General features: G+C 64.5%; 14 protein-coding genes. 7 read left to right on the top strand and 7 right to left on the bottom strand.

Annotation, left to right across the window (positions count from 1 at the left end; all coding sequences use genetic code 11):
- Window positions 1-81: 81 nt before the first annotated feature.
- Window positions 82-486, bottom strand: a complete 405-nt coding sequence (locus BRAGE_RS0146880; protein WP_027562596.1) for a hypothetical protein — start codon at window positions 484-486, stop codon at window positions 82-84.
- A gap of 128 nt (window positions 487-614) precedes the next feature.
- Window positions 615-908: a hypothetical protein gene (locus BRAGE_RS0146885; RefSeq protein WP_027562597.1), complete on the bottom strand. Its 294-nt coding sequence runs from the start codon at window positions 906-908 to the stop codon at window positions 615-617.
- A gap of 266 nt (window positions 909-1,174) precedes the next feature.
- On the opposite strand from BRAGE_RS0146885, the gene BRAGE_RS0146890 reads away from it, so the two are divergent.
- Complete coding sequence (locus BRAGE_RS0146890) at window positions 1,175-2,140, top strand: GlxA family transcriptional regulator (protein ID WP_027562598.1); 966 nt, start codon at window positions 1,175-1,177, stop codon at window positions 2,138-2,140.
- A 10-nt stretch (window positions 2,141-2,150) separates the two neighbouring features.
- Here the strand turns inward: BRAGE_RS0146890 and BRAGE_RS0146895 are convergent, their stop codons facing one another.
- The 5 genes from BRAGE_RS0146895 to BRAGE_RS0146915 form a co-directional block, all read right to left on the bottom strand.
- Window positions 2,151-2,963 (bottom strand): class I SAM-dependent methyltransferase, encoded by an 813-nt coding sequence (locus tag BRAGE_RS0146895; RefSeq protein WP_027562599.1) that lies wholly within the window; start codon window positions 2,961-2,963, stop codon window positions 2,151-2,153.
- Window positions 2,964-3,056: 93 nt separating this feature from the next.
- On the bottom strand, window positions 3,057-3,593 hold the full coding sequence (locus BRAGE_RS0146900; protein WP_027562600.1) for a VOC family protein: 537 nt from the start codon (window positions 3,591-3,593) through the stop codon (window positions 3,057-3,059).
- A gap of 242 nt (window positions 3,594-3,835) precedes the next feature.
- Window positions 3,836-4,804 carry a Bug family tripartite tricarboxylate transporter substrate binding protein gene (locus BRAGE_RS0146905; protein WP_027562601.1) on the bottom strand — a complete coding sequence of 323 codons (969 nt, stop codon included), beginning with the start codon at window positions 4,802-4,804 and terminating at the stop codon, window positions 3,836-3,838.
- Window positions 4,805-4,815: 11 nt separating this feature from the next.
- Entirely contained in the window at window positions 4,816-5,709 is an 894-nt protein-coding gene (locus BRAGE_RS0146910; protein WP_027562602.1) for an MBL fold metallo-hydrolase, read from the bottom strand.
- A gap of 4 nt (window positions 5,710-5,713) precedes the next feature.
- Window positions 5,714-6,925, bottom strand: a complete 1,212-nt coding sequence (locus BRAGE_RS0146915) for an ABC transporter substrate-binding protein (protein WP_027562603.1) — start codon at window positions 6,923-6,925, stop codon at window positions 5,714-5,716.
- Window positions 6,926-7,093: 168 nt separating this feature from the next.
- Between BRAGE_RS0146915 and BRAGE_RS0146920 the strand changes: the two genes are divergently transcribed.
- The 6 genes from BRAGE_RS0146920 (at window position 7,094) to BRAGE_RS0146945 (ending at window position 12,421) form a co-directional block, all read left to right on the top strand.
- Window positions 7,094-7,795 carry a TetR/AcrR family transcriptional regulator gene (locus tag BRAGE_RS0146920; protein ID WP_027562698.1) on the top strand — a complete coding sequence of 234 codons (702 nt, stop codon included), beginning with the start codon at window positions 7,094-7,096 and terminating at the stop codon, window positions 7,793-7,795.
- Window positions 7,773-8,324 carry a carboxymuconolactone decarboxylase family protein gene (locus tag BRAGE_RS0146925; RefSeq protein ID WP_027562604.1) on the top strand — a complete coding sequence of 184 codons (552 nt, stop codon included), beginning with the start codon at window positions 7,773-7,775 and terminating at the stop codon, window positions 8,322-8,324. The genes BRAGE_RS0146920 and BRAGE_RS0146925 overlap by 23 nt, the downstream gene beginning before the upstream one ends.
- Window positions 8,325-8,333: 9 nt before the next feature.
- On the top strand, window positions 8,334-9,179 hold the full coding sequence (locus BRAGE_RS0146930; protein ID WP_027562605.1) for an SDR family NAD(P)-dependent oxidoreductase: 846 nt from the start codon (window positions 8,334-8,336) through the stop codon (window positions 9,177-9,179).
- A gap of 366 nt (window positions 9,180-9,545) precedes the next feature.
- Entirely contained in the window at window positions 9,546-10,385 is an 840-nt protein-coding gene (locus BRAGE_RS0146935; RefSeq protein ID WP_027562606.1) for a shikimate dehydrogenase, read from the top strand.
- 23 nt (window positions 10,386-10,408) lie between these two features.
- Window positions 10,409-11,242, top strand: coding sequence for an amidohydrolase family protein (locus tag BRAGE_RS0146940; RefSeq protein ID WP_027562607.1), 834 nt, complete (start codon window positions 10,409-10,411; stop codon window positions 11,240-11,242).
- Window positions 11,243-11,269: 27 nt separating this feature from the next.
- Entirely contained in the window at window positions 11,270-12,421 is a 1,152-nt protein-coding gene (locus BRAGE_RS0146945) for an ABC transporter substrate-binding protein (protein WP_027562608.1), read from the top strand.
- Window positions 12,422-12,428 lie beyond the last annotated feature (7 nt).

The raw sequence follows: 12,428 nt of genomic DNA on the forward strand, positions 1-12,428 counted from the left end.
TGCGAAGCGGTTTTCCGGAAAGATCATGCGTAAACGACAACCTGAAGCGCGATGATGAATTCATCCAAATCTCATCGCGCTTTAGGGTGACCCCGTCGACATGCCCTGCAGCTGTCGAAGCGGATTGAGCGGGCCGAGCGGGATCAGCTCGAAGCGCATGAGATGAGCTTCGCCCAAGGGCAGCTTTTCGAGCATGTCGTGAGCAGCCGCGACATCCGTGACGTTCAGGATGAACGCGACGCCGACGCGATCTTGCAGCGAGTACCACTGGTCGATCTTGCCCTCGAGATAGAGCTTCACCGTCTCCCGCACTTCCTTCGGCAGGATCGCGCGCGCGGCGGCGGCATCGGCGCCGGGGTTGATCGTGCCGATCGCAAGAATTCGGGTGGTTGGCGTCGGCGGCGTCGGTGACTGCGCGCGTCCCGGGACCGCGGATGCCAGGCAGAGGATCAAAGTCACCAAGACGGCAGCGAGCGTAGGCTTCATTCGTATTCTCCTTGCCCTGAGGTTTACGCTGTTCAACCACATAGGGTGCGTGCTGCATCGCCGCCGCGCGGCGGCGATGCAGGCTCGAATGTCAGGCGCAGGTCCGGCGCGTGGTCACTTGCCTTGATTCACTTGCCCTGGATCAGAAGACCCAGCGGCGCGAGCGGGCCGACCGGCATCAGCTCGTAGGTGCAGAAACCGTCGGTCACGAGTGGCAGTGCCTCCACGGTCGCCTTGGCCTGTTCGAGGGACTCGACGTTCATCAGGAAGACCACGCCGGGCTTGTCCTGGCGAAACCAGAACTGCTCGATCTTCCCGTCGAGATAGTGCTTCAACGTAGCCGGCACTTCCCGCGGCATGATCTGCTGCCGCTGCTCCGGCGTCGGCGCCTTGGTGATGTTGCCGATGGCGATGATTTTCATGGGGCTCTCCTTTTGGATTGGTGCTCGTCAAGGGGCGGCGTCCAGTCCGAAGGCTCCGCAAAGAGGGGCGAAAACGCCATCTTTGGAGGCATTTACGCCATCGATAATCGTGCCGATCGTCCGCAAAAACGTTGTTTTCTCAGATCGCTACGACTATCTCTCGCTCGCGGTGTGGGCTTCGGACCGAGCGCCGATGGGGACCAAGCTAAGCCGCCCTCCGCATCAGCGGTATTGTCGTAAACGACAACTTTGAGAGCATTTCCGCCATGCACATCGCGTTGCTCGCCCTCGAGGGATTTTGGGACACCGGGCTGACCGTGACGCTCGATGCATTCACGATCGCCAACAATTTCGCGGCCGCCCAGGCGGGTAGTGCGCCCCATTTCGACGTGTCGATCGTCGGCGTGCGGAGAAAAGTCCGCTCCGGGCAGGGCTTTGCGCTCCCCGTCAAACCCGTGACGCCCGACCTGAAGCCGGACTGGGTCATCGTACCGGCGTTGAATACAAGTCGGCCGGAACTGTTGATTCCGGCGCTTGACCGCCGCGACGTCAGGCAGGCGGTGGAGCAGCTCCAGTCCTGGTACGCCAATGGCGCGCGCATCGCCGCGTCCTGCATCGGGACGTTCGTGCTTGCGGAGGCGGGGCTGCTCGATGGACAGGGAGCGACGACCACCTGGTGGCTGTCACCGCTGTTCCGTCAGCGTTACCCGAATGTCAGGCTCGATGAGAAACGCATGCTGGTGACGTCGGATCGCGTTGTCACGGCGGGCGCCGCCATGGGGCATCTCGATCTCGCGCTGTGGTTCATACGTCAGGCCAGCCCCGAGCTTGCCGCCGTGGTGTCGCGTTATTTGCTGGCCGATCTGCGCTCCCTGCAGGCGCCCTTCATCATTCCCAATCATCTGGCGCAGGCCGATCCGCTCATCCAGCGTTTCGAACGCTGGGCGCGCGAGCATCTGAAGCAGGGTTTTTCGTTGCAGGAGGCCGCAAGCGCACTTGCGACCAGCGCGCGAACCTTGCAGCGCCGCTGCGAGGCGGTGCTCGGCAAGTCTCCGCTGTCCTACTTCCAGGACCTCAGGGTCGAGCGCGCGCAGTCGCTGCTCCATGGCAGCGGTCTCGACGTCGATGCGATCGCCGCCGAGGTCGGCTATGAGGATGGCGCGACGCTCCGGACGCTGTTGCGGGAGCGCCTCGGACGCGGCGTGCGCGAGCTTCGCGCAAACCTGCGCTGACGGTCCGCGCCTACGGCCGCGCTTCGATCACGATCGCCTGGATCTTGCCGTCAACCGCGCCGGAGCCGTGGCGCGACCGGAGTTCTGCGGCAACGAGATCCGTCGCGGCCTGCAGCTTGCTCGCATCCCTGGCCTCGATCTCGCTTCGCAGCGGCGTGCCCTGGCAGAGCGCGGTCGCGGCATATTCCGCCGACGGCGCGCGGCTGGTTTCAGTTCGCGTTTCGATCGAGATGTCGCGAAAGCCGGCACGCTCGAGGTCGGATCTGATGAGCGCCTTGTCGTGATAGCCGTGCGGCGTTCGGCTCATGAAACGGGGCGGGTCGTCGGGAAACATCCTGGCGAGCGCGGCCGTTGCTTCGTCGCTGAGCACATTGTCCTCGATGCGGTCCCACACGTTGAACACGAACGTGCCGTCGTCCTTCAGCACGCGCTTCACTTCGCCGTAGGCCTTGACGCGGTCCGGAAAGAACATCGCGCCGAACTGGCAGCAGACCACGTCGAACTCGGCATCGCCAAAGGGCAGCGCCATGCCGTCCGCCTGGCGCCAGGTGATGCGGTCATCGTCGCCTTGCCGCTTCGCCGCGACCGCGAGCATCGGCTCGTTCAGATCGGTCGCGACATAACGGATGCCGCGCGGCAGCGCCGCCGCGACTGCGCGCGTGACCGCACCGGTGCCCGCGGCGATCTCGAGCAGCACGGAGGGCGAGCGCGCCGCGACGCGTCTTGCGATGTCCTCCGCATAGACGGAGAAGATCATCGGGACCAGATATTCGTCGTAGATTTTTGGAATCGATCCGGCAAAAACCTTGTCAGTGCTGGACATGCTTGCCTCGCTGAAGGTTCGGACACGAGGCTGATGTACCACAGATTGCGCTCTACCGCGCGAGCAGCGAGGTGACCCCGCCGGCGAAAGCGCCTACGATCTTGCTACGACCTCGCGGATCGGCCGCGTACCGTCCCAGCTCAACGCCGCCTGCCGGACTTTTTCGAAGAACGGCCCTTTGGTGCCGCTGATGTCGGAGATCTCGATGATCGTTCCCGGATGGGCCTGCGTGTCGAAATAGGCAAAGCGTCCCTTGTCGCCGCCGATCTGACCCTCGTGGCCGATCCTGTAGCCGAGCCCGATCGCCTTGTCGTAGAGCGACTCATAGTCGTGACTCCAGTAGGACATGTGCTGGAGGCCTTCGTGGCCGGCGTCGAGGAATTCCTTGTAGAGCGAGGGCGCGTCGTTGCGCTGCTGGATCAGCTCGATCTGGAGATCGCCTGAGTTCGCCAGCGCAATGCTCATCTCCACCGCGGAATCCTGGCCGCGATGGCGGAACCAGTCGGTCTTGACGCGGTCCATGTAGTACCAGGGACCGACGCCCATCACCTCGATCCAGTGCTTCATCGCGGCCTGGATGTCCCGCACCACATATCCGTTCTGGCGCACCGCGCCAAAGATGCGGCTCATGCCCGCGCTCCTGTTCTCAACCTAGTCACTCTAGGCTATCGCATGCGACAGCGGGAGGCCGCTGGACGAGCGGGGCCTGCATGGTTCGAGACGCCCGCCTTGCGGGCTCCTCACCATGAGGGTCTGATATCCCGCCGCACAACGGGACCTCATCCTGAGGAGACCGCGTAGCGGTCGTCTCGAAGGATGGCCGCACGCGAGTCTCCCGTCACGTTTGTCTTCACATGCAATAGCTTTGCTATTCACTTCACCTCGATGCCGGCGTCCTTGGCAACCTGCTTCCAGGCCGCGATGTCGCGGGCGTTGATGTCGCGCTGTTCGTCGCCGGGCACGAATTGCGGCGTGATGCCGAGGCCCAAGAGCTTCTCCTTCACCTCGGCATCGCCGAGCGCGTCCTTGAGCGCCGCCGACAGCTTCGCGGCGATCGGCGGCGCAAGGCGCGCGGGCGCATACATCGCCCACGACAGGCTGCGGTCGAACGGTACGCCTTGCTCCTGGTAGGTTGCAACATCCGGCAGGCTCGGCGAGCGCTCGCCGCAGGCGGCCAGTGCCTTGATCGAGCCGTCCTTCACCAGCGGCGTTGCGGTCGCCATGTCGAGCGTCGCCAGCGAGATATGACCGCCGAGCAAATCGCCGGCGAGCTTGGCGATGCCGTTGAACGGCACTTGCTCCATTTTGATGCCGGTCTGCTGCATCAGGATCTCCGCGCAAAATTGCCCGGTCGATCCGATCCCCCAGCTACCGTACTGGATCGGCTCGCCCTTCTTCGCAAGGGCAATCAGCCCCTTGATGTCGTTGGCGGCAAAATCCTTGGTCGCCACCAGCATGATCGAGGACGTACCGATGCGGCCGATGGTCGTAAAGTCCTTGATCGAATCGTAGGGCAGCTTCGGATAGATCGCCGGCGCCAGCACGTGCGTGGTCATGCCGCCGACGGTGATGGTGTAGCCGTCATTCGCTGATGTCGCGACCATCTGCGTGCCGAGCGTGCCGGCAGCACCGGTGTGGTTCTCGATATAGATGCTCTGCCCGAGCGTCTTGCCCATCTTGTCGGCGAGCAGCCGGCCGATCACGTCGCCGCCACCGCCCGCCGCGTAAGGCAGCAGCATGCGGATCTTGCGGGTGGGGTAGGCGGCCGGATCCTCGGCGCGCGATGGCATCGTCGCCGACAGCAATGCGAGAAACGAAAGCGTGACGGTGCGCAGCATCATGATGGCATTCCCTAATCCTCGAAACGAAATCGGTAGGCATCGCCGTGCCGGATCACGCGGCCTGCGGTCGGCGCCGGAAAATGTCCGGTGAGCAGATAGCTCGGCGTGTCTGCCAGCTCATCCAGCAGCGCCATCCGCGTCGCGACCGCGGCAGCCGGATCGACATCGGCGGCGTTCGAGAGCCACGGCGCCGCGCACTGAATCGGATGATGGATGACGTCGCCCGACATCACCGCATGATCGTGGCCGCCATTGAGATGGATCTGCATGTTGCCGGCGGTGTGGCCTGGCGCCGCGGCGAAGCGCAAGGCGGCGTCGCGATCCCCAAACAGGCGATGGTCGGTCTCGACGAGCTCGGCGAGGCCCGCCGCGACCACCGGCAGCACGGAATCCTCGAATGAGCCGTGGTTCACCGGGCTCTTCGGCGCGGCATTGTGCGCGGCTTCGAAATGCCGGTACTCCTCGCGTCCCATCAGATAGCGCGCATTGGGGAAGGTCGGCACCCAGCGCCCGTCGAGGAGGCGCGTGTTCCAGCCGACGTGGTCGACATGCAGATGCGTGCACATCACGAAGTCGACCTGTTCGGGAGCAACGCCCAGCGCCTGCATGTTCTCCAGGTAAGGCTGGTTCAGATTATTCCACGCTGGCACGCGCGGCCGGTGCTTGTGATTGCCGCAGCAGGTGTCGACGATGGCGGTCCAGCGCGGCGTGCGGACGAGATAGGAATGGTGGCTGAGGATGAAGCGGCCGGTCTCCGGCTCGATATAGCGGTGATCGAGCCAACTCCGGTTCTCGGCGATCACCTCGTCGGTGACGTTGGCGAACAACCATGTCTTGTCGAAGGCGAGCGAAGGGATCTCGCTGACGAGATCCACCCGCATGCTGCCGATTGTCACCTGCCGCATCGGCTCAATTCTTCAGGAGGTCGCCGAACGGCACCCAGCGCGAGCCGTCGAAACGGATCAGCTGCAGGCTCGTCATCGGTGTATAGCGCTCCGGCGAGTTGTTCACGGCGGTGCCGTTGATCAGCATCGGCAGGTGCACGTCCTTGAGTGACGTCGCCTGCTTCATCACATTGGCGCGGGTGAGGTCGTTGCCGGAGGCCTTCAGCACCGTCACCAGCGTCTGGGCGATGGTGTAGCCATAGACATTGAGCCAGTCGCTCTTGTTGGCGTCCGGCAGGTACTTGTCCATGAACGCCAGCCATTCCCTGTAGCCGGGGTCATCCTTGTTTGCCGGATCGGTCGCGTCCTTCAGGTACTGGCTGGAGATGACACCGGTGGCATTGTCCTTGCCGGCCGGCTCCAGCACGCCGCTGATCGAGGCGGAGACGTTGGAGATGATGGTCGTGGGCTTCCAGCCGATCTCGCCGATCTTGCGGATCGCCTGCGCCGCAAATTTCGGCGTCGCCGCCACCAGCACCACATCGGCGCCCGCGGTCTTCAGTTGCAGGATCTGGGTGTCGACCGTCGGTGCCGAGGTCTCGTAAGCCGCGCGCGCGACGATGGCCTCGCCGCCGCCGAGCCCTTCTTCCAGCGCCTTCAGATAGTCCTTGCCGAGATCGTCGTTCTGGTAGAGCACGCCGATCTTCGCAGTGGCGTGGCTCGCCTTGATGTATCTGGCGTAGGCGATCGCCTCGTCGCGATAGGTCGGCTGCCAGCCGACGGTCCAGGGGAAATTCTTCGGGTCGTCCCACTTCGCCGCGCCCGAGCCGAGGAAGAGCTGCGGCACCTTGCGGTCGTTGAGATATTTGTGCACGGCGCTGTTGGTCGGCGTGCCGACGCCGCCGAAGATCAGCAGCACCTCGTCGCTCTCGACTAGCTTGCGCGTCTGCTCCACCGTCTTCGGCGGGCTGTAGGCATCATCCGCAATGATCATCTGGATGCGCCGCCCGTTGACGCCGCCGTCGTCGTTCACCTTGCGGAAATAGGCTTCGGCGGATTTTGCGATCTGGGCGAAGGCCGACACCGGGCCGCTCAGCGGTGCGGTGGTGCCGATCTTGATGGTCTTGTCGTCGGCGCCGGGATCGTATTTCGCGGTTTGAGCAGACGCGGTGCTGGCCGCGAGCAGCGGCAACAGGATGCAGGCCGCGGACAAGCGAAGGCGGGCAAAGCGCGCCATGACGTCGTCTCCCCAAATTTGCTCTCCGCCTCTCATTGGTGCGGAGTTGAAACGCGAGAACAGCGCCCGAAGTAGACTTGCGGGCCGCGACCGTTGCCGCCAGACTGGCGAAACGAACGATCGTTCGCACGGTTGACTAGCGAACGATCGTTCGTTAGTCAAGCCGTCATGGCTGTCCACACCTCCAGCGCGGCGGAAGCGGCTGCGCCCACGACCCGCGAGCGCATCCTGTCTGAAGCGCTGAATTTGTTCGCGCAGAGCGGCTATGGCGGCGCCTCGATGCGCGAGCTCGCCCGCCGCGTCGGCATCCGCGAGAGCAGCCTCTACAATCATTTTTCGGGCAAGGCCGCGATCCTGGAAGCGATCGTCAGCGAGCACGGCCCCGCAAGCTCAGCGAGCCGGCTGGAGGAGCCGCGCTACAAGCAGCTCGCGCGCCAGCCCGCTGCGTTCTGCCGGCAGTTCGCGCTCGACCTCGTCGAGCAATGGTCCGACCCGCGCGAGCACCAGTTCCAGAAGGTGATCACCGCCGAACGCAACCGCGTGCCCGGCATCCGCGCCAAATTCGCCGATCATTTCTACGCGCGCGAGCAGAGCATGATGACGGACTATTTTCGCGGCTTTGCGCTCGCCGGCCTGGTCTCGACCACCGATCCGCGCGAGACCGCACGGCTGTTCGCGGCCGGTCTCATCTACATCCGCCTCGAGCACTACGTGATGGGCGCAGCGCCGTCGCCGCGGTCGAAGGTGATCGAGGCGATCGACCGCTATCTCGCCTTCTTCCTGTCGCTGATTTCGGCGGACGGTGGCAACGACGACAACAAGAAACGAAAAACAAAGGGAGAGGCGCGTGGCAAGGCTGCCCCTGATTGATCCGGAGACGACGAGCGGCGACATCCGCGCCTCGTTCGACCGCATGCCGGTCAAGCTCAACATCTTCCGCATGATGGCCCATGCCGAGGCCAACATGATCCCGGCAATGCGGCTCGGCAATTCGATCCTGCACAAGCAGAAGCTCAGCGCGGTCAACCGCGAACTGCTGATCCTCCAGGCCGCGCAGCTCGAAGGCGGCGCCTATGAATGGCGCCAGCACGTGCCGATCGCGCTCGGCGTCGGCTGTACGCAGGCGCAGGTCGATGCGGTCGAGCGGAGCGACTACGACGCGGCCGCATTGAACGAGGCCGAGCGCGTGCTGCTGAAGTTTGGCCGCGAGGTGGTCGAGAATGTCCGCGTGCCCGAAGCGACCTTCGCGGCTGCTCGCGCGCATTTCAGTGACCAGGAGATCGTCGAAGCCATCGTCGCGCTCGGCTTCTACATGATGATGGCGCGGCTCACCGAGGCCACCGAAACCGATCTCGATCCCGCGGCCGGCATGAAGGTCTATGACGGCGGCAAGAAATAGGCGGCTGGGATGAGCGAGACCGAGAGCAAGCCGGAGCGCTACGTTCGTCCGCCGAGCGCGGAGTCGTTGGGCGAAGCGCCGGGCAGAGGCCGCCTGAAGAGCCGCCGCATCCTGATCGTCGGTGGCGGCCAGCGAGTGTTCGACGCGGCCACGGATCCGATCGGCAACGGCCGCGCCATGAGCATTCTGTGCGCGCGCGAGGGCGCGAAAGTCGCGGTTGCCGACCTCAACCGCACCTCCGCGCAGCAGACCGTCAAGCACATCACCGATGAAGGCGGCGAGGGCTTTGCCATCACGGCCGACGTCACGAGCGAAGCCGACGTGACGCGGATGATCGAGGAAGCGCACCGCGCCATGGGCGGCCTCGACGGCATGGTGCTGAACATCGGCACCTTCGGCAAAACGGGGCTCGATAATGTCAGCCCAGAGGAGTGGAACAGGATCTACGACGTCAACGTCCGCGGTCCCATGCTGTGCTGCCGCGCCGCGATGCCCAAGTTCGACAACGGCGGCTCGGTCGTCTTCATCTCCTCCATCGCCGCGCTGAAGGCGGGATCGCAGATGGCGGTCTACGATTCATCCAAGGCAGCGCTCGGCGGCCTCATGCGCAACATCGCCCATCTCGGCGCGCGCCGCGGCATCCGCGCCAATCTCGTCTATCCCGGCCTCGTTGACACCCCCAACGGCCGCGAAGCCGGCGCCGGGCGCCCCAACCGCGGCAAGGGCCACGTCCCGTTCGGCCGTCAGGCGACTGCCTGGGAGATCGCCTACGCCGTGCTGTTCTTCCTGTCGGACGAAAGCGTCTACGTCACCGCGCAGACGCTCGCGGTGGATAGCGGCCTGAGCGGGATGTAGCTCTTATCGTCATGGCCGGGCTTGACCCGGCCATCCACGACTTATTCGCAGCACCAAGAACGTGGATGCCCGGGTCAAGCCCGGGCATGACGAATTTCAATCGTCGCCACAATCACCCGACCTCATCCCGAGGTGCTCACCTTGCGATGCACCCGCATCGCAAGGTGAAGCCTCGAAGGATGGGCCACAGGCGCGCTCGCAGCCCATCCTTCGAGGCGCGCAAAAGCGCGCACCTCAAGATGACGTCGCTGGGTGTAGGTGCCGCGCCACCCCAGATTCACATTGCGCCTGCTAGCCATTCCCTCTAATTGTCTTGGACAAATGACCAAAGAAAATGGTCGCATGACGAGGAAGGGAAGCGCAGGCATGTCGCAGGGTGGTTTTGGACTGGCAGGTGTAATCGGCATGCCGGTCGCGCATTCGCGCTCGCCCGTCATTCACAATTACTGGCTGAAGGCCCACGGCATCCGCGGCAGCTATGTGCCGCTCGCGGTCAAGCCGGAGCGGCTCGAGGATGCGCTCGATGGGCTGATTGCGCTCGGCTTCCGCGGCTGCAACGTCACCATGCCGCACAAGCAGACGGCGATGCCGCTGCTCGCCCGCGTCAACGAGACGGCAAAGCGCATCGGCGCCGTCAACACCATCGTGGTCGAGCAGGACGGCACGCTCTCCGGGTTCAACAACGACGGCAACGGCTTTGTGCAGAGCCTGCGCGATGCCAGGGCGGACTGGCGCGGCGATGCCGGGCCGATCCTGCTGCTCGGCGCGGGCGGCGCCTCGCGCGCGGTGGTCGTGGCGCTGCTGGAGAACGGCGCGCGCGAGATCCGGATCGCCAATCGCACGGCCGAGAAGGCGGAGGCGATCGCCAGGGAATTCGGCGCCGCCGTCAGCACCATTGCGTGGGATGATCGCGCCGCCGCGCTCGGCGATGTCGCACTGCTCGTCAACTGCACCGACCGCGGCATGGTCGGCAAGAGCGCGCTCGAGATCGACCTGTCGCGCCTGAATCCTACGACACTCACCGCCGATCTCATTTACACCCCGCTCGAGACGCCGTTCCTGGCCGAGGCCCGCGCGCGCGGCTGCGTCACCGTGAACGGGCTCGGCCTTTTGCTCAACCAGGCCCGGCTCGCCTTCAAGGCCTGGTTCGGTGTCATGCCCGACGTGACGCCCGAGCTGATCAAGGCGATCGAGGCGACGTTCTGAACCGCAGGCCGGGAGTTCGCGCCATGACACTGCCGGCGTCCCCCAGGATCGATTGCCACATCCACGCCATCGATCCCGTCCGCTTTCCCTATTCGGACGACACGCCGTACCGGCCGAGTGGGCAGGAGATCGCGCCCGCGGCGCAGCTTCTCCGCGTGTTCGATGCCTTCGATGTCAGGCACGCGCTGGTCGTCGCCACCAACACCGGCTATGGCAGCGACAGCCGCATCCTACTCGACACCTTGAAGCAGGGCGGCGGCCGCTTCAAAGGCGTCGCCGTCGTCGAGAACGACGTCGATATCAAGGAGCTCGAACGGTTGAAGGCCGCCGGCGTCATCGGCATCGCCTTCAACGTGCCGTTCCACGGCGCCGACTATTATCTCAAGGCGGCGCCGCTGCTGGAGAAGCTGGTCAGCCTCGACCTGTTTCTTCAGGTCCAGGTCGAGCACGACCAGTTGCTCGCCTTGCTGCCGCTCATTGAAAAGTCGAATGTGCGCCTGGTGTTCGATCATTGCGGGCGGCCCTCGGTCGCGCAAGGGTCACAAGGCAAGGCCTTCCAGACGCTGCTCGCGATCGGCCGCGAGCGCGACGCGCATGTGAAGCTGTCGGGCTATTACAAATTCTCGCAGCTGCCGCATCCCTATGAGGACACCTGGCCGTTCATCGCAGCGCTGGTCGATGCCTTCACCCTCGACCGCTGCGTTTGGGGCTCGGACTATCCGTTCCTGCGCGCAGCCGAAAGGCTCGACTACGGCCCGCTGCTCGCGGTGCTGCCAAAACTGTTTCCGGACGCGGGCGACCAGCATCGCCTGCTGTGGCGAACGCCGGCGAAACTGCTCGGCTTCGACGGATCATAAAAAGAAAGCGAAGGGGAGGAGAACATCATGAGGCATCTTTTAGGGACATTCGCCGTCGCGATCGCAGCGGCGATGGGCACCGGTGCTGCGCAGGCACAGAGCACGGTCTACATCCCCGACGTCATCGAGCTCTCCGGCCCCGGCGCGGTCTCCGGCACCAACTGGCGCGACGGCGTCGCGCTCGCGATCGACGAGATCAACAATGCGGGCGGCATTCTCGGCCGCACGATCCAGACCGAGCATTTGGACACCCAGAGCAATCCCGGCATCTCGCGCGCGCAGGTGCAGAAGGTCCTCGACAAGGACCCTTACGTCGTGCTCGGGCCGATCTATTCCGGCTCGGTCAAGGTCAACATGGCGCTGACGCAACAAGCCGAGATCCCGCAGATCGTCGGTGCCGAGGCCGCCGACATCACCACGCAGGGTAACCCCTGGGTGTTCCGCACCGCCTTCGGTCAGCAATTTTCGATGCCGAAGATCGCCAACTATCTGCACGACAAGCTCAAGGTGAAGTCGGTGGCGCTTGTCTGGGTCAACAATGACTTCGGCAAGGGCGGCCGCGACAACTTTTTGAAGGAGATGAAGGCGCGCAATATCGAGGTCGCGGCCGATATCTCGACCGAGCAGGGCCAGGTCGATTTCGGCTCCGACGTCATCAAGCTGAAGGGCGCCAAGGCGGATGCCGTGTTCGTCTACACCAACGAGGAGGAGAGCGCGCGCTTCCTGATCGAGGCCAGGCGGCAGGGTCTGTCGACGCCGCTGTTCGGCGAGACCACGCTGCTGAGCCAGAAGGTGGTCGAGCTCGCCGGTCCCGCCGCCAACGGCGTGCGCGGCCATGTCGGCCTGTCCGCCGACGCGCCGGTGCCGGCGATCGAGGAGTTCACCAAGAGATTCACCGAGCGCTTCAAATACCGGCCCGACCACAACGGCATCAAGGGCTACACCGCTGTCTATCTCGTCAAATACGTCACCGAGAAGATCGGCAAGTTCGACAGCAAGGCCTTTGGCGCTGCAATGAAGGGCCTGACGCTGACGCCCGACAAGGCGCCGGGCATGCTGATGGAGGCAAGCTGGGACCAGAACGGCGACATCGACCGCGCCAGCTTCCTCGCCGAGATCGTCGACGGCAAGCAGAAGATCGTGGAGACCCTGCCGAAGCTGAAGGGCGGGAAGGAGTGAGCCGCGC

This window comes from Bradyrhizobium genosp. SA-4 str. CB756, from assembly GCF_000473125.1.
Classification (GTDB): domain Bacteria; phylum Pseudomonadota; class Alphaproteobacteria; order Rhizobiales; family Xanthobacteraceae; genus Bradyrhizobium; species Bradyrhizobium arachidis.

What these genes read in the sequence shown, in the direction of transcription:
- BRAGE_RS0146880 (WP_027562596.1), bottom strand. Translation starts at nt 486, where the DNA reads ATGAAGCCTACGCTCGCTGCCGTCTTGGTGACTTTGATCCTCTGCCTG.
- BRAGE_RS0146885 (WP_027562597.1), bottom strand. Translation starts at nt 908, where the DNA reads ATGAAAATCATCGCCATCGGCAACATCACCAAGGCGCCGACGCCGGAG.
- BRAGE_RS0146890 (WP_027562598.1), top strand. Translation starts at nt 1,175, where the DNA reads ATGCACATCGCGTTGCTCGCCCTCGAGGGATTTTGGGACACCGGGCTG.
- BRAGE_RS0146895 (WP_027562599.1), bottom strand. Translation starts at nt 2,963, where the DNA reads ATGTCCAGCACTGACAAGGTTTTTGCCGGATCGATTCCAAAAATCTAC.
- BRAGE_RS0146900 (WP_027562600.1), bottom strand. Translation starts at nt 3,593, where the DNA reads ATGAGCCGCATCTTTGGCGCGGTGCGCCAGAACGGATATGTGGTGCGG.
- BRAGE_RS0146905 (WP_027562601.1), bottom strand. Translation starts at nt 4,804, where the DNA reads ATGATGCTGCGCACCGTCACGCTTTCGTTTCTCGCATTGCTGTCGGCG.
- BRAGE_RS0146910 (WP_027562602.1), bottom strand. Translation starts at nt 5,709, where the DNA reads ATGCGGCAGGTGACAATCGGCAGCATGCGGGTGGATCTCGTCAGCGAG.
- BRAGE_RS0146915 (WP_027562603.1), bottom strand. Translation starts at nt 6,925, where the DNA reads ATGGCGCGCTTTGCCCGCCTTCGCTTGTCCGCGGCCTGCATCCTGTTG.
- BRAGE_RS0146920 (WP_027562698.1), top strand. Translation starts at nt 7,094, where the DNA reads ATGGCTGTCCACACCTCCAGCGCGGCGGAAGCGGCTGCGCCCACGACC.
- BRAGE_RS0146930 (WP_027562605.1), top strand. Translation starts at nt 8,334, where the DNA reads ATGAGCGAGACCGAGAGCAAGCCGGAGCGCTACGTTCGTCCGCCGAGC.
- BRAGE_RS0146935 (WP_027562606.1), top strand. Translation starts at nt 9,546, where the DNA reads ATGTCGCAGGGTGGTTTTGGACTGGCAGGTGTAATCGGCATGCCGGTC.
- BRAGE_RS0146940 (WP_027562607.1), top strand. Translation starts at nt 10,409, where the DNA reads ATGACACTGCCGGCGTCCCCCAGGATCGATTGCCACATCCACGCCATC.
- BRAGE_RS0146945 (WP_027562608.1), top strand. Translation starts at nt 11,270, where the DNA reads ATGAGGCATCTTTTAGGGACATTCGCCGTCGCGATCGCAGCGGCGATG.